This is a genomic window from Arthrobacter sp. 10N43, from assembly GCF_056394525.1.
This window is the reverse complement of record NZ_JBFTIA010000006.1, coordinates 146,761-160,749: the sequence shown is the minus strand read 5'-3', so window position 1 is coordinate 160,749 and position 13,989 is coordinate 146,761. Positions and strand designations below refer to the sequence as shown.

Sequence of the window (13,989 nt, the reverse complement as noted above, 5' to 3'; positions counted from 1 at the left end):
AGAGGGCCAGAGGGGCAAGGACATGACGTCTTCTCGGCCCTAAGCGACGGGACGCCGGTCAGGTCACGAAGTTCTCCGGTGCTTCCGGTGACTGGTGTCCGCCCCGGGAGACGTGGACTTTGGTGCCGGAGGTTCCGGACTGCTCAGGTATCTGGGCGCGGATTTCGAGGACGCCGTCGATGTAGCTGGCCTCGACGGTGTCGGGGTTCGCTGCCCGGGGCAGCGGGATGCTGCGTGAGTATTCGCCGTAGCGCACTTCGCTCCGGTATCCCGGCTGATCCTTGTGGGTGGGCTCTCCTCGCCTGGCAACGATGTGCAGGGTGTCGTCGGTGACCGTGATATCGATGTCGTTGTCGGGATCGATGCCGGGGATATCGGTTCTGACCACTATGGTGTTCCCGTCCCGGTATTCCTCGACTCTCAGCCACGTATCTGACTCACCCTGCAGGAAGCGGCGGACAGGCTCGGGCACGTCGAAGCCGGTACGGCGGAACAAGTTGTCCATGGCCATCTCCTAACTGAGCTGCGTTTCTGATCCTCGGTGTGGGCGCTGTGCGGCCGGCCCCAAGGGGTATCGGCCGGGTGCCGGAATCGATCCGTCCGGGGCCGTGCCCTGCCGGACGCGCAGCGGCAGATCAGCGACGGGTGAACCGAGCTGTGGGGGTCAGACCCCGCGCCGTCCGCGGGAACGGTTCATCAGGAACATGACGACGGCGACGATCAGCAGGATCGGGGCGACCCAGAGCAGAAAGCTGACCGCTTTGACGGTTCCTCCAATGATGAGAAAGATGATGGCGACGGCAATGACAATCCAGAGAAGCGTGCTCATAACTCTGCCCACCTTCCTAGTATTTAGGGCCGGGATGTCTCCCGATCCTGATGCTACAACTGCGGCGATTGCCGCACCAGCGCCCCGGAAAGGTTCCGCGCTACCCACCGCTGACCGGCGGTTTCGTCCCACCCGTAATGCCCTGGAAGGGGCACGCGCAGATTCGGCCCGGGTTCCGTAAGGCCCCGAACTCAGTGCCGGCCCCGGTTCGGTGCGCCGTAGGCCGGGCGGAGTGCGGCCGGTTACATGTCGGGAGATTTTTCCGTACCCGGGGGATGTTCTTCGGCCGGGTGGCGTGCCTCTTTGAGATGGCGTGCGAGCTTTTCTTCAGCGTCTGCGCGCCGTTGCCCGACGGTGCGCATCTGGTGTGTCGTCAGATCCTCCCGGCGTTTGGCGGGCCCGGCACGTTGTCCCGGCCCGGATTCGGTGTGTTCGCTCATGACCGCATCGTCGCACATGATCTTCCTGGGCAAAAGGCACAATTTTGCAACCGCCAGGGAGCGCCAGCATTCCCTGGCGGATCGAGGAATCGGCCCGGGCTCCAGACGGTTGGAGTCGACGCCGGGCCGTTTCCTTCAGCCGGTTTTTTCGGCCGATCGGGACGGCTCCGTCGTCGTCGACATCCCTTTGTCTCTCTTCGGGGAGCGATGCAAGCGGGGGTTCCCGATGAACGATGTAGACGCAGGCAGCCGGGCCCGTCATCGCCAGCCCGGTGCACGGGCCACCGTGGTGGTCGGGCGGATGTTCACCGCGCGCAGCTCCGCTCGTGGGCCGGCGGCGCTGTACAGGGAAGTCCGGCCCGTGATCGTCACCCCTGAGGGCGTAAAGACGCACGCGAAGGTGACCGTCTCCTTCGACGGGCCTCTGAACCGGGTTCTCGCCAGGATGTTGCCGGAGACGGACAGCGCCCTCCAGAACTACGTTGCTGCTGTCAGGCACCGGGCTGAACTCATCGACCGGGCAGGATAGGGCAGCCGCGCCGCAGCGGCCAGTGCTGGAAGAAATCACCTTCAAACCGTTCCCAAGTGTGTGGGTCTCACCTCCGGGGGTTCCCAGGTCCTTCGGCGCAACACCTCCGGGGCCGAATGCATGCTCGATCCGGCGGCCCAGACAACGCTTCTCAGCCATCGAGGCATTGCCGGATAAATGGACTCTGCCTGAGGTGCGCGTCGACTGCTCCTTGCATGCTTTGCCCTGACCACAGCAATTAATTCCTCTGCGCTGGACTATCCCTCTACAGGTGGCCACTATTTCCATTTGGATCGCAGCGTAGGTGTGCTGCAGCTTTAGCGCAGTTTTCGATTACGAGGGACGTTCCTTGCTAGCTTGGATCAAGACGTGGGGACGGGCTCGGGACAGCGATTCTTCCGTGAGAGGCCAGGCCTGCGCTGGCGGCTGCCGGGACTGCCGCCGGTCTGGTCTTCGCTGGCTCCCCGCAGGATGGAGGCTGGTGTCGAAGCAGTCATCTATTGCCGGGGACGGACGGGACCGGGTCGCGGTCCGCGCGAAAGCGCTGGCTGCCGGAGTATGTTTACCAACCAAAGAGGGGGATGGCCGTGGTTGAAGGGAAGAGCGGTACGCCGCGGGCGCGGGGCCGGGATGTACTGGTGTGCTTTCTGGCCGTCCAGGCGGTATTCGCCATGACAGCGGGTGCGGTCCTTATTCTGGACCCGGTGGTCACGGCCGATCCAGGCCTCCAGTTGTTGCTGGGCTCGCTGATCGTGATGCCCATTCTCATGGCCGGCTTCTTGGCCCTGCGGTTCCACAGGTGCCACCGCGCAGAGAGAGCCAGCGCCCGCGATGCCGCCCAGCTGATGGACACCGTCCTGGCCACCAGCCACGAATGGTTGTGGGCGCTGGACGCCCAGGGAAATTTCACCTTCTCCAGCCCCACCAGTACCAATTTGATCGGCTATAACCCCTCGGAGCTGGTCGGGAAACACTTCAGCATCGTTGTCGATGTTGAGAATGTCCCGGAGGCGATCAGGTCACTGCTCCACGCGCCTGCGGTTGAGGGGCGCGCGCGCGGCATCGTCCGTTGCCGGCACCGGGACGGGAGCACGGTCTGGATCGAATCCTCCACACACAACCGCCCCGTAAGGGCCGGGCAGCCCGCCGGTCTGGAGGGAACCAGCCGGAGGGTACCCGTGGAGACAGCCCGGGAAGCAGCCGCCGCTCTCAGCCGGACCCGGATCCGGGCCATGATCGACGGGAACAAGCTGCTAACGGCGTACCAGCCGATCCACAACCTGGCCGCAGGGCACATCATCGGCGCCGAAGCACTGACCCGGTTCCTCAGCGAAGACCGGACCGGGCCCGAATGCTGGTTCGAGGAAGCCGCCTCGGTGGGACTTTCGGAGGACCTCGAAATCGCAGCGCTGGAGACTGCTCTAAAGGCGGCGCCGGGGTTGCCGCCAAGCATGTACGTGGCGTTGAATGTCTCCCCGTCCACCTGCCTGGACCCAAGACTGCCGGGAATTCTGGAACGGTCCGGCCTCGCCCTGCATCGGATCGTCCTGGAACTGACGGAGAGGCTCGAAGTGGAGGAATATCGCCCCCTCATCTCGGCGCTGGAACCGCTGCGCCGCCGCGGCCTGCGTATCGCCATCGACGACGCCGGCTCGGGCTTCGCCTCCATGCGGCATGTACTGCACATCCGTCCCGACATCATCAAACTGGACCGCACCCTCATTACAGGCATCCATGACGACGAGGGCCGACAGGCATTCGGCGCCGCCATGGCAGAGTTTGCACGCCGGCTCGGCGCCACCCTTGTCGCGGAGGGCATCGAAACCGAGGCGGAACTAGCTGCTGTCACCGAACTAGGGATGACAGCCGGACAGGGCTACCTCCTCGGACGGCCGACGGTCGATGAACACGAATGGGAGAACTGGCGGTTGCAGACATGGGCTCCTTCCGGCCGGTTCAACTAGACCCGGCAACACTGGCTGGAGAAGAAGGATCAAAAAATCGATGACTGACGCGGCTCCCGGCACAGTCCGTTGGACGCTCCTGGCCGGCAAAGATGAGGCACTGGCCCTCCTGGGCGCCGCCGCACGGAAGAACGGCTTCAGGCTCTTACACGAAACGCCTGGCATCCTCCTCGAGATTCCGAGGTCGCTGCGCAAGCGGAGGCCGGCGTGGCGCCTGCCCGGAGCCGTGACGGAGACGGAACGGGGCACCGAAATCCACTGGAGCTGCGGAGAGGACACGCAACGAGCACATGAACACCTGCTCGGCGTTGAAGAAGCCCTGCCGGATGGAAAAATGTACTACCACGGGATGGACGAAGCTTCCGCGGCATCAGGTCTCGTCCTCGAGGGACGACAGGCGTTCCGCAACGTGGTCCGCAACCTTGGCAGCGACGAATGGGTGCTCGCTGTCGGCCAAGGAAAGTTGGCCTCCGAAGCGGGCATCGTGGCACTGACGGACCAGCGTCTTCTCTTCGTGAAGAATGAGGTCCTCGGCACTGCGCGCCTCGACGCTCCCCTCGACTCGATCGGCGCGCTCGTCCTGGGCAAGAAAAGCAGCGGCGAAACCCTACGGATAGGGGCTGGGCCAGCCGCCGTCATCATCTCGCAAATGGGCCACGGCGAGGGTCACGGCATCACGGCAAAATTCAGGGAACGCATGAAAGAGCGCGCCCGCACGACCCCGATCCTCCCCGTACAGGAATAACCGTCACAGGCAACAACGTCACCGTCCCCGGGCCGGGACTCGCTGAGGCGGGCCCGCCTCCACCGCGAATGGGAAAAATTTCCCGCCGTCTCGCTGCAGGCATGACACCACCAGGGTCCCTTCCCGGATAACACGGCGCCGGGCGCCGCCTTGGCTCGAGGCTAACCATCATGCGCCGCTAATTGTCTGGCGGAGGCCCGGACACGGGGTTCTGCCCTCGGGAGCTCCTAAGAATCCGCAGGACCGTGCTTCCTGTGCGGCGGGTGTCCACCCGGTCCAGTCCTCCGGCCGGGTGGTGGGCGCGCCCAGCAAATAGCCCTGCCCGGCGGTCGTGCCCAGACCCGTGACGGCTGCCAGTTCCGCGCTGGTTTCGATGCCCTGGGCGATCACGACGGCACCGATGTGCTCGGCGAAACCGATCATTGCCTCACACAGGGAGGAATGAATCGGGTCCGTAGCAATGCCGGCAACAAGGTTGCGGTCCAGTTTGATGATGTCCGGCCGGAGCTGCCTGATATGCCGGATCGACGTGAAGTACGAGCCGGCATGATCAATGGCAAGACGGACTCCGCTCCTGCGCAGTGGAGCCAAAGCCGTGAGCAGCGCGGCGGGTTGCTCCCTGGTCAGGGCCTCGGTGAGTTCCAGGACCAGGCGCGCAGGGGCGAGTGCCGATTCCTCCAGGAACCCCGACAGGAGAGGGTCCAGGCAGGTGGACGGGGACAGTTTCAGTGCCACGTACAGGTGGGCCGGGAGGATCCTCGCTGCGGCGAGGGCCGATTCCATTGCCGCGAATTCAAGATCACTTCCCAGCCGCGCATCCCTGGCTTCGGCGAACCAGTCCGCCGGCTGGTCGCCGGTATCGCCAAGGAACCGCGTGAGGGCCTGCGCACCGACGACTTCCCCGCTGGAGAGGTCACGGATCGGCTGGAAGGCCGTCAACAACATCCTGTCCTGCAGGACAGCCTCGATCCGCGAACGGACGCTCCCGCCCGGGCCAGAAGACGTGGCTCGGCGGCTGTCCTCGGGCGCATCGCTCCGGCAACCCGGAGGAAATTCGGTCAGGGCACCGAGGGCGATAAGGTGCTCCACGAGCGCTGCTTCCGGCCGGTCAGGATGGGCGGCAAGACACTGACGCAGCGGATCCCGGGCGGCGGCCTGCTCCGGCGCTGACGCAGACAGCACCGCATCGATGATCTCGGCTGCCTGTTGGCGTATCTCCGGCACCCGGCCGCCACCGGGCGTGGCGTCGGTCGTGTCGTCGGGACGCACCGCATTCTCGGGTGGCGGAAAAGACGATGGCTCTACCGGCATTGGCTATTCCTTTGGTCCCCGTTCCGGCTGAGCCCGGAACGGACAGCCGGCCGCCCGCTCCCGCATTCCGGGTTCCCTGACGCTGGAGCAGAAAGGCCGTGACAAAACTTTACAACGTCAATGACAGGTCTGTCGCCTTGGCGATGTAGAAGGAATCCCGATTGTAAGCAGCCCGGCCGCCGTACCGCGTCCGGACAGGACCCGCCGAGCTCGACGGCATCCAGGCAATTCCGCTCCCCACCGATCCGAAAGCACCACTGACCGCCGGCGGCGCCCCGGTTCGGCGGTCACCGAGGTCGCCGCAAGCCACTCCGTGTACGTCTCCCAGCCGCAGGCGGTGGCTTCACTGATCAAGGAAGCGGCGGCGGGGCGCGGCTAGCAGAGATCGTTCAGGGGACACCGCCAGCGAGTCACACAGATCGCGCGTAGCGAGCCGCCAGAGGTGTGGCGAACGAAGAGAAGGCGAAACACCAAGAAATCACGCGACGGAAACTTCCCTGCAACCTCCGCCGTGCACTCTGTAAACTGAGACGCCGCGGAAGGGACGCGATCATGACCACAGACAAAAAGGCCAATGTCAGCTCCTGCCATGACCTGGCAACCGGGGATGAAATCGTCGCCCGGTACAAGGGCGCCCTCGTTCACCGGGGACGGGTCACAGAGAGGGCGCCCGACCACGGGCTGTTCTGGATCACTGACGACCTTACGGGCGGACGCCGGCTGCTGGACATGGCCCAACTGGAGATCTTCCGCGTCCCAGATCCGGTCATTCGTGATGCCGCGCGCGGAATATCCCGGACATAAAGACATCCGCATACTGACTCGTACTCTTCTCTGGACCCCTCGGCGACCGATTTCCGCGGCCCAAAGCCCTCGCCTGACCTCAGCCACGCCCATGGATAGGTCCCGCCCGAACCTACAGGACCTCCAGCGCCTCCACTTCGACGGCACCGGAACTCCACCCGGTGTTGGCCAGGCCGGAGCGGACGGGGTGTGAAACCACAGATATGGCCCACCCCCAAATCCTTTGGCTGGGCCATATCCGTGGCGGTCAGTCCGTCCCGGCGTGGTGCCCGGAAGGGCGTCCTCCTTGCGCAGCAAACCTGCGCCGATGAACTTCGTGATCAACCAGGGACAGGAGCTCGGTGGACGCATTTGGTGCGTCGGCGTTCTGGACCTGGCGTAGCGACTGGCGCAACTTCAGGAGGTCATCAGCTGGCACCAGGGGCCAGCCTCCGTATCTGTGGAATACCCGTTCGGGGTGCTCCGGGCCGACTGGATCGGTCATGCGGCGAGTCTCGCTGCGACGTCGGACCGGCCCCTGTGACGGGTGCTCGGACGTGGGGCGAGAGTTTCCGCCCCGGAACCGCTGAGTGCCCGGAGCGCTTCGTGGGAATCGCAATGAAGCTGATTTAGGTCCAGCTGAACAGCGAATCCCGGCAAGATCCGTTCGGCGCGTCGCACCACAGCAAGTAGACCGCGTACGTTGTCGGAGGTGAGTCTGCCGGAAGGCCGGACAATGACGGAGCTGGCGTCCATGTCAACGGAGACAGTGACGGCGAGTTTGGTGGTCATAGAAACAAAGCTCTCTACGAAACACGAAGAGGCCGTCTGCAGGACCCCACCCCAAGAATACCTTTGATGGCTGCAGGCAACCAAATTTTTTGTGAGTTGCGTTACACGGTCCGTACCGCTGCGGAAACGCGCGGGCTCCGGGAACTCCCCGCGTTAGTGGTCGAAGTTATCAACTGTCAGGTTGGGGTATTCCCAACCTGACGTCAGGAAGGGGCCGGCATCCGAGTCAGGCTACAGTCGCTTGTGCTACTGACTGACACTTTTCCTTCAGATTCATAGAGTCTGACAGCGTTCTTCGGCCGGCGGACCAGGTTTTGCCCCAGCCTTTACTTCAGCTGAAATTCGGCCCAGAGCGGGTAGTGGTCGGAGATGCGCCAGGAGAATTCGTTTCCGGTGAGGCGAGCCATGATGTGTGGGATGAGGTCGAACGAGCCGCTTGGCGCCGGGGCCGGGACGCGCGTTGAAGCTTGCCGGCAGGGGCTGCAACGTCTGATAGCTGATCGGCTGGCGGTTCGTCGTGGCTTGGTCGCCGTGACCGGGGCCTTCGGTGCCCGTGACCTCTCGTCGGCTTCAGATCCGGCGGGACGCGTTACTTCTCCTGGTCTCCGGGGCGGCGGGACTGCTCGCGGATTTCCAGTTCCTCTTCGTATTCGCGCAGGTCGTTGGCCTGGTCGGCGGAATCACCGTGCCACTCTTCGCCGCTGACCTGGCGCTCGAACTCCTGGGTCGGCTGCGCCTCCTCAAGGGCATCGATTTTTTCCTCAAACTTCTTCTGCTCGGACTCATCGCCCATTACGTCGCCTCTGTATCTCTTGGGTAAACATGCTGCCGCACGAAAAACTGTCCCTGAGCCACCAGCATAGGTCCGGCAACCGGGACTGCAAACAGCCGGCGCAGCAGGGACCCCACCGAGTGTCCGGCTCTGCATTCCCTTTCGGCGGTCACGGGCCGGACGGGTTGGTCCTCCTGCCAGGGTTGCGGCCGGTCAGCCTGCGGCCACGCCCGCTGCCTGTGCTCCTAAACCGCCAGAGCGTTCTTTTGGCGGGACTTGATCGTTGAGCGCTGCCCGCAGCTGGTGCAGGTGATGGTGTAGGCCCTGGATGTGGTGAAGACGGGGATGAAGAAGAGGGTGAGTTTGGTGGCCCGCTCCTGCAGATAGTGCTGGACGAATTGGCCGCAGTACTGGCACGTCGCCATCCGTCCGGGCAGGTTCTTCAAGGCAGTTTTGAGGCCGAAGAGTAGAAACATTGTGTGTGCCTTTCAAATGAGGTTTCCCGTCAGGGCAGCGCTGGCGCTTCTCGTGGGTGGAGTCCGGCGGCGAGGCCCGAGAGCAGGATGGTAATGCCTTCGTCCAGTTCGGCCATTCCGTCGTAGTCGGCGAGGACTGGGGCAAGGGCGCGGAGGCGGGGGAAGTCCTTCGCCGGCAACCGGTGCAGGCCCAGGCGGAGAAGGGCCTCGTTCTCGTCGGGGTCCACGACGAACTCCTGCAGCTCGTTGAGGATGTGCCCGTAGAGGTAGCCGTAGTACGCGCGGTAGACGTGCAGGGCGTCTTCGGGTGCGAACCCGGCGTCGATCAGCAGGGAGAGAATCTGTTCCAGGGGCCGCAGCGTGCCCAGCGGCCGAAGGCCCAGGGGAGTGGACAGCGGGCGGGTCACGAGCAGCGGTACAACGTTGGGGTGCCGGAGCGCGATCTCGCGCAGATCGTGGGCGATGCGCCGGAGCTGGGCCTGCCAGTCGGGATCATCGGGGAAGATGGCCAGCTCATTCAGGACGAGCTCCGATACGCCGTCCAGCAGCGCCGCGCGGTTTTCGGCGTAACGGTACAGGCCCATGGGATCCCGCCCGAGTTCCTGCCCGAGCCGGCGCATGGTGAGGGCATCGAGTCCCTCGGCGTCCACCAGGGCCAGCGCCGCGGACAGAACAATCTCCCGGCTGAGCCGTTTTTTCCTGCCAGGAGCCGCGCCGGGCACCGGATTCTCTTCGGGTGACATGGTCTTCCATTCTCGTGGATGCCGACAAACCGCCCTCTTAGGAAAGTAAGGGTGCTTGCTTATTTCGTAGTCTACGCCTACAGTCTACATTGTAGAGAAGTTGTTATCACCGGTTTCAGAAGCGGGACCCTGGTTGCACGGCCGTACCGACCCCTCACACCAACCACAGGAGATCCCATGACTGCGCACAACACCCAGACCACGCACGCGGAGACCATTCGCAACACCAACGACATCAAGATCTCGACCAGGACCCTTGAGTTCGCCGTCTATGTCGCCGCCGTGCTCGCCACGATCATTACCTCGGCCGTCGTGGGGGACAACGCCAGCGAAAACGGTGTGGATGTCTTCAATGCCCACGACGCCATGCAGCTCATCACCTGGCTGACCATCGGTCTCATGGTGGCCCGCGGCCTGGCCAAGGCCGGCAACCGCAACCACGGATAACGTCTGCACAGCGTCCGGCTGCAGTGCTGCCGAGACGATGATGGATCCTGGTGCGGCGCCCAGGTAGGGGCAGCGCCAGGATTTTCAGCCCGAAACCGTCTTATCCCGGATCTGCAGTGCTGCACGCATCCGGAAACCTGCTTCAGCGCCCCGTGCACGGCCTGAACGCTTTGCTGCTGTAGCCACATGGCGGCACGAAATGCACCTCGAGGAAACGAGCCACTCATGGCAACTTCTCAGTACGACCAATTCCTGCAGGAAGCCACTACACAGGACCCTGCATCCGACCGCGGCCTGGGCAGGGACTGCCTCTACGGCCTCTACATCAGCTGGTGCTTCCTGAATCAGACCACGCCGCAACCCGAAGATGCCTTCTGGGCGGCCATGAAAGAGAAGCAGATCCATCCCGAGCGCACCGGCCTCCGCATGAAAGGCCCGGCCGCAGCGGATTACATCCTGGCCAGCTACCCGGGCGTGGTCTGACCCGGATGTCGACGACTTCGCACACGTACGTGCCGCGGGATTCCCACCAGCCGCGGGGCCGACGCCTCTGGTGCGCGGAATGCGACACCGACCGGCACCTCCTCGTGGACTCCGTCACCACCCTGAACGCGCAGCAGGAAACACTGGCCGCCGCCATCACCTGCATGCAGTGCGGCGGCTCACGTGTCCTGGCGACCACCGCGGCCTTCGTCGCGACCGTCCCGGGGCGGAGCGGGGACAACGACGACGTCGTGCACCGGGACGCCGCGTACGTCCACTGCCAGGAACCCATGTCACCCGCGGACCCTGAGCTTCGGGGCGTGCAGTGGCCGGTTTCCACTCAACCCGGGGCTACGGAGTTCCTGGGCGCCTATCTCCGGACCCGGGTTCTGCGGTGCCGGTGCGGATTCCAGATGGAAATACCCGACTAATGACAGGCAGCCTCCTTTTCGGCTCTGCAGTCACCCAAGAACACGGAGCCATCGTGACCAGCAACGACAGCGCACACCAAACCGCGCACCCGGCATCACCTGGGGAACGCCCCGGCTTCGGCTTGAGCGACCTTGACCTGACCCCGCAAGGGCTCGCGGACGCTCCGGCGAGCGAAACTGACCCCGACAGCCTCGTTTACACCGGCAACAGTTGAACAGCAGAACAGCTCAAGATGGCCCAGCGCCCGCTCCCGTCTTTTTAGCCGCCTAGGCCGCCAGAATGCTGTTGTCGGAGCGCGCCGCGCGGTTTGACTTGCGGCTTCGGGTCAATTATGTTCAACAGGTTCCTCCGCGTCCCCCAATAGCGGATGGAAGCCTCAGTGAAGGCCCCCGCGCTCTCCCCCAGGATCGAGCGCGGGGGATTTTCTGCATCCTGTGAGGCGTTGCGTTTTGGCGCAGTCTGCTCAGGCCGGCTCCATCTTCAAGGGACGACGGAGCCGGTCTCTGGGGTGCTACTCGTCATTCCGAGGGAGAAATGACGCCGTGGCGTGCCCCTAACCGGGCTGCTGTGCCACGGCATAAAAGTAGGCGCCCGACCTGCATGTTTCCTTGGCCTTCCTCGGCCAACGAGGTCCCGGACAGATAATCGCCTCTGCCATGACACCGCCGCGGAGCGTCACGGACAGGCGGGATCCGTTCCGCCCCGATGCCCATAGAATTTGAATATTACAGGAGCCCGGAGTTGAACCGGCATGGCGTTATGAAGGACACGATGACCGAGAAATTGCATCTCACCCCGGAGGAATATTTCCCGAGGACCTGACTGAGGTCGGAGATCGGCAGCTGCAGGTCCTGGACAGCCAGGTCCAGCGCCAACTCGATCATGAGGTCATTTCTGAGGGCGAGCCGAACCCGGAGACCGAGTTCCGGCACTATGAGCTCGATGAAGAGTTCGGAAACCGAGACAAACGTTAGTCAGCGGAGGGCAGTGGGCTCCAGGAGGGTCGCCGGGGCTGCATGGGCCCACTGCTGGGGCCTGTGTACGCCGCCCGACGGGGGATTCCCGGCACATAGGAAAGCCCCTCGACGGAGGGGCTTTCGCGGATGAAACAGTGGGTTGGTGGTGTTGGTCAGCGGTGATGTGCGCCCCCTTCCCGGACGTCATGTCCGTCTGCGTGGATTCGATACCGCAAGACTTTAATAAAATGATCCGCGGATCGTCCAGCCGCGGTGCGGCGTGTCTTGCCGCACCCGGGACCGCCTTCCGTTGAATGCGACGTGGGGCACAATGAATCCATGTGCGGCAGATACGTGATGTCCAAGGCCACCGGGGATCTCCTGAGCCAGTTCGAGGCGAAGGAGATCGAAGGCAGCCCGCCGCCGCCCAGCTGGAACGTCGCCCCTACCCAGGACGTGCCCATCATCGCTGAGCGCCTGGACGAGGGCTCCGTGGACCGGCGGCTATTGATCGCCCGCTGGGGTCTGGTTCCGTCCTGGGCCAAGGACATCAAGATCGGGTCGAGGCTGATCAACGCCCGCAGCGAGTCGATCCTGGACAAGCCATCGTTCCGCAAGGCTGCCGTCAAACGCCGGGCGCTGGTCCCGGCGGAGGGATATTCCGGGGCGGGTCGAGCAAGGATCCAGCGGGCCCGCCAGATTGGTGGTGCGGTTTGGCTAATTCGTTGGTGAGGCGTGCATGCCACAATGAGGCCCATGACTCGAATCCTCATGATCGGCATCCACGCGCGAGCCCTCGACTATAGCAAGCTGCCTCCTGGCCTCGACGAGGCCACGATGACCGAACGGATCGAAGCGGGGTTCGGGGCCACTACGGCCGCCGGCTTCGACGCCGTCAACTGCCTGATCGGCACCTCCCCGGACGAGGCCGAAGCAGAGATTCGCTCGGCGTTCGGTCGTGATCGTTTCGGCCTCGTGATGATCGGGGGCGGCATCAGGATGATCCCGGAGTACACCGAGCTCTTTGAACGGATCATCAACGTGTGCAATGCGGAATCGCCCGGAATCACCTTCTGCTTCAACACATCGCCCGAGACGACTCTGGACGCGTTGGAGCGTCACGCCCAGCCGTGAACGTCTGCGACGCGATCCGGTGCGTCGACTAGCCTCGGCGTTTCGTGTCGGCGGTCATGAGATGAGCCTCTGCTCACGTGCGGCTGCGATGTATTGGGAATAGGTGCTCGCCTTACGGGCACTGTTGCGACACGGAGCGACCAAAAAACGCCGCCACAGAGCGACCAACTCCACACGTGCAGTGTTTCGTGCAAAGGTCAGTGTCGGCGTTCCGCGAATTGGCGCGGCGTCAGGAGCCGCGGACGATGCGGTGTGGCCAGCGCACGAATACGACCGTTACTGGTCACGCTCACTCGCGGTGGCGCCCGGTAAAGGATCGGCTTGTGGATAGTCGTGGTTGCTTCAGTGGTCGACTGGGTACTCCGACGGCTCAGCCGCGTCCTGTCGCCAGCCTGAAGATTTCGGTTTCGACCTGCGCTCTCGTTCGTCCGTGAGATTCTCCCCAGCCTGCGAGCAGATCCAAGTATTCGCCGTAGGAAACCGTGCTGTTCTTCTCAAGGGGCACTTCGGCTGCGTCCTCGAGCCAGCCGACGATCCGGTCGTCGAAGATCGGGGCTGCGTTCGGGTCATCAGGGCCGTCGACGGCTGAAGTGAAGTACAGCCACTTGGTGAAGTAGGAGGACCTGAGGTGGAGGATGCGGCCGTCGTTGTTCATCAGTCTGAAAGCCTCAAGAGCCCCGTTGGCGCGCACAGACCTGGCTCCTGCTTCCAGCCGGTCTGCGACGAAGGGATCCATCGGTTCCGAGATCGCGTCTGTGCTCTTGGCCTTGGTCTGGGTGAGTATCCACCGTGTCCGAAGTGCGCCCATGCCAGCGGTGGTGCCCCATCCCCACACCATCGCCGCGATGAATGCGGGGAGGACTCTGCCTGCATTCAGCTCTGCTGAGACCGCGTCAAGGGTTGACTGCCGGCTCACCCTCTCGGGAAGACGGTCCAGGAGCGATAGAACGTCCGGAAGGTCGTGCATTTGGTCGAGCCACGGCTGCTTCGTCCAAAGGAATGGGCTCTGAGGCCGGGCTTCGCCTTCGAGGGCTTCCGCCAGTACGGCGGGGACGGGCGTTGTCATGGGCCAATCCTCGCCCAGCGCACGGGTATTTTCCCGGCGCGCTGGCATGTCGGTGGCAAGAAATCAGTGGACCCAACCATTTTTAGC

General features: G+C 63.9%; 20 protein-coding genes. 10 read left to right on the top strand and 10 right to left on the bottom strand.

All coding sequences use genetic code 11. The features are described from left to right. Positions 1 to 58: 58 nt before the first annotated feature. The 3 genes from AC1DDO_RS14705 to AC1DDO_RS14695 all read right to left on the bottom strand — a co-directional run bounded on the left by AC1DDO_RS14705 (position 59) and on the right by AC1DDO_RS14695 (position 1,269). Complete coding sequence (locus tag AC1DDO_RS14705) at positions 59 to 505, bottom strand: Hsp20/alpha crystallin family protein (RefSeq protein ID WP_476868249.1); 447 nt, start codon at positions 503 to 505, stop codon at positions 59 to 61. Positions 506 to 664: 159 nt separating this feature from the next. Next, a complete protein-coding gene (locus AC1DDO_RS14700) occupies positions 665 to 829 on the bottom strand; it encodes a hypothetical protein (protein WP_476868250.1) in 165 nt (54 codons plus the stop codon). 242 nt (positions 830 to 1,071) lie between these two features. After that, positions 1,072 to 1,269 carry a hypothetical protein gene (locus tag AC1DDO_RS14695; protein ID WP_476868251.1) on the bottom strand — a complete coding sequence of 66 codons (198 nt, stop codon included), beginning with the start codon at positions 1,267 to 1,269 and terminating at the stop codon, positions 1,072 to 1,074. A gap of 226 nt (positions 1,270 to 1,495) precedes the next feature. Between AC1DDO_RS14695 and AC1DDO_RS14690 the strand changes: the two genes are divergently transcribed. The 3 genes from AC1DDO_RS14690 to AC1DDO_RS14680 all read left to right on the top strand — a co-directional run bounded on the left by AC1DDO_RS14690 (position 1,496) and on the right by AC1DDO_RS14680 (position 4,507). Further along, positions 1,496 to 1,798, top strand: coding sequence for a hypothetical protein (locus tag AC1DDO_RS14690; protein WP_476868252.1), 303 nt, complete (start codon positions 1,496 to 1,498; stop codon positions 1,796 to 1,798). A 671-nt stretch (positions 1,799 to 2,469) separates the two neighbouring features. Then, positions 2,470 to 3,762 carry a sensor domain-containing phosphodiesterase gene (locus AC1DDO_RS14685; RefSeq protein ID WP_476972165.1) on the top strand — a complete coding sequence of 431 codons (1,293 nt, stop codon included), beginning with the start codon at positions 2,470 to 2,472 and terminating at the stop codon, positions 3,760 to 3,762. Positions 3,763 to 3,802: 40 nt separating this feature from the next. Further along, a complete protein-coding gene (locus AC1DDO_RS14680; RefSeq protein ID WP_476868254.1) occupies positions 3,803 to 4,507 on the top strand; it encodes a hypothetical protein in 705 nt (234 codons plus the stop codon). 168 nt (positions 4,508 to 4,675) lie between these two features. Here AC1DDO_RS14680 and AC1DDO_RS14675 read toward each other — a convergent pair whose 3' ends face one another. Then, entirely contained in the window at positions 4,676 to 5,818 is a 1,143-nt protein-coding gene (locus AC1DDO_RS14675; protein WP_476868255.1) for an EAL domain-containing protein, read from the bottom strand. 552 nt (positions 5,819 to 6,370) lie between these two features. On the opposite strand from AC1DDO_RS14675, the gene AC1DDO_RS14670 reads away from it, so the two are divergent. Beyond that, a complete protein-coding gene (locus AC1DDO_RS14670; RefSeq protein ID WP_476868256.1) occupies positions 6,371 to 6,622 on the top strand; it encodes a hypothetical protein in 252 nt (83 codons plus the stop codon). A 247-nt stretch (positions 6,623 to 6,869) separates the two neighbouring features. Here AC1DDO_RS14670 and AC1DDO_RS14665 read toward each other — a convergent pair whose 3' ends face one another. The 4 genes from AC1DDO_RS14665 to AC1DDO_RS14650 form a co-directional block, all read right to left on the bottom strand. Next, the gene (locus AC1DDO_RS14665) at positions 6,870 to 7,106 is read right to left on the bottom strand and encodes a hypothetical protein (RefSeq protein WP_476972164.1); all 237 of its coding nucleotides are present in this window, start codon (positions 7,104 to 7,106) and stop codon (positions 6,870 to 6,872) included. Between the two features lie 876 nt (positions 7,107 to 7,982). Then, positions 7,983 to 8,186: a hypothetical protein gene (locus AC1DDO_RS14660; protein ID WP_476868257.1), complete on the bottom strand. Its 204-nt coding sequence runs from the start codon at positions 8,184 to 8,186 to the stop codon at positions 7,983 to 7,985. Between the two features lie 224 nt (positions 8,187 to 8,410). Continuing rightward, positions 8,411 to 8,641 carry a zinc-ribbon domain-containing protein gene (locus tag AC1DDO_RS14655; protein ID WP_476868258.1) on the bottom strand — a complete coding sequence of 77 codons (231 nt, stop codon included), beginning with the start codon at positions 8,639 to 8,641 and terminating at the stop codon, positions 8,411 to 8,413. Positions 8,642 to 8,670: 29 nt separating this feature from the next. Beyond that, positions 8,671 to 9,384, bottom strand: a complete 714-nt coding sequence (locus tag AC1DDO_RS14650) for a TetR/AcrR family transcriptional regulator C-terminal domain-containing protein (RefSeq protein ID WP_476868259.1) — start codon at positions 9,382 to 9,384, stop codon at positions 8,671 to 8,673. 177 nt (positions 9,385 to 9,561) lie between these two features. Between AC1DDO_RS14650 and AC1DDO_RS14645 the strand changes: the two genes are divergently transcribed. From AC1DDO_RS14645 to AC1DDO_RS14630, 4 genes are all read left to right on the top strand, one after another. Next, a complete protein-coding gene (locus tag AC1DDO_RS14645) occupies positions 9,562 to 9,831 on the top strand; it encodes a hypothetical protein (protein WP_476868260.1) in 270 nt (89 codons plus the stop codon). Positions 9,832 to 10,056: 225 nt separating this feature from the next. After that, positions 10,057 to 10,314 carry a hypothetical protein gene (locus tag AC1DDO_RS14640; RefSeq protein ID WP_476868261.1) on the top strand — a complete coding sequence of 86 codons (258 nt, stop codon included), beginning with the start codon at positions 10,057 to 10,059 and terminating at the stop codon, positions 10,312 to 10,314. Positions 10,315 to 10,319: 5 nt separating this feature from the next. After that, positions 10,320 to 10,745: a hypothetical protein gene (locus AC1DDO_RS14635; RefSeq protein WP_476868262.1), complete on the top strand. Its 426-nt coding sequence runs from the start codon at positions 10,320 to 10,322 to the stop codon at positions 10,743 to 10,745. 53 nt (positions 10,746 to 10,798) lie between these two features. Then, positions 10,799 to 10,960, top strand: a complete 162-nt coding sequence (locus tag AC1DDO_RS14630) for a hypothetical protein (protein ID WP_476868263.1) — start codon at positions 10,799 to 10,801, stop codon at positions 10,958 to 10,960. Between the two features lie 511 nt (positions 10,961 to 11,471). On the opposite strand, the gene AC1DDO_RS14625 is transcribed toward AC1DDO_RS14630, so the two are convergent. Then, positions 11,472 to 11,630, bottom strand: a complete 159-nt coding sequence (locus AC1DDO_RS14625; RefSeq protein ID WP_476868264.1) for a hypothetical protein — start codon at positions 11,628 to 11,630, stop codon at positions 11,472 to 11,474. Positions 11,631 to 12,041: 411 nt separating this feature from the next. On the opposite strand from AC1DDO_RS14625, the gene AC1DDO_RS14620 reads away from it, so the two are divergent. Beyond that, complete coding sequence (locus AC1DDO_RS14620) at positions 12,042 to 12,434, top strand: SOS response-associated peptidase (protein ID WP_476868265.1); 393 nt, start codon at positions 12,042 to 12,044, stop codon at positions 12,432 to 12,434. Positions 12,435 to 12,458: 24 nt separating this feature from the next. Beyond that, positions 12,459 to 12,836 carry a hypothetical protein gene (locus AC1DDO_RS14615; protein WP_028275079.1) on the top strand — a complete coding sequence of 126 codons (378 nt, stop codon included), beginning with the start codon at positions 12,459 to 12,461 and terminating at the stop codon, positions 12,834 to 12,836. Positions 12,837 to 13,206: 370 nt separating this feature from the next. Here the strand turns inward: AC1DDO_RS14615 and AC1DDO_RS14610 are convergent, their stop codons facing one another. Beyond that, entirely contained in the window at positions 13,207 to 13,902 is a 696-nt protein-coding gene (locus AC1DDO_RS14610) for an 8-oxoguanine DNA glycosylase OGG fold protein (protein ID WP_476868266.1), read from the bottom strand. Positions 13,903 to 13,989: the final 87 nt, after the last annotated feature.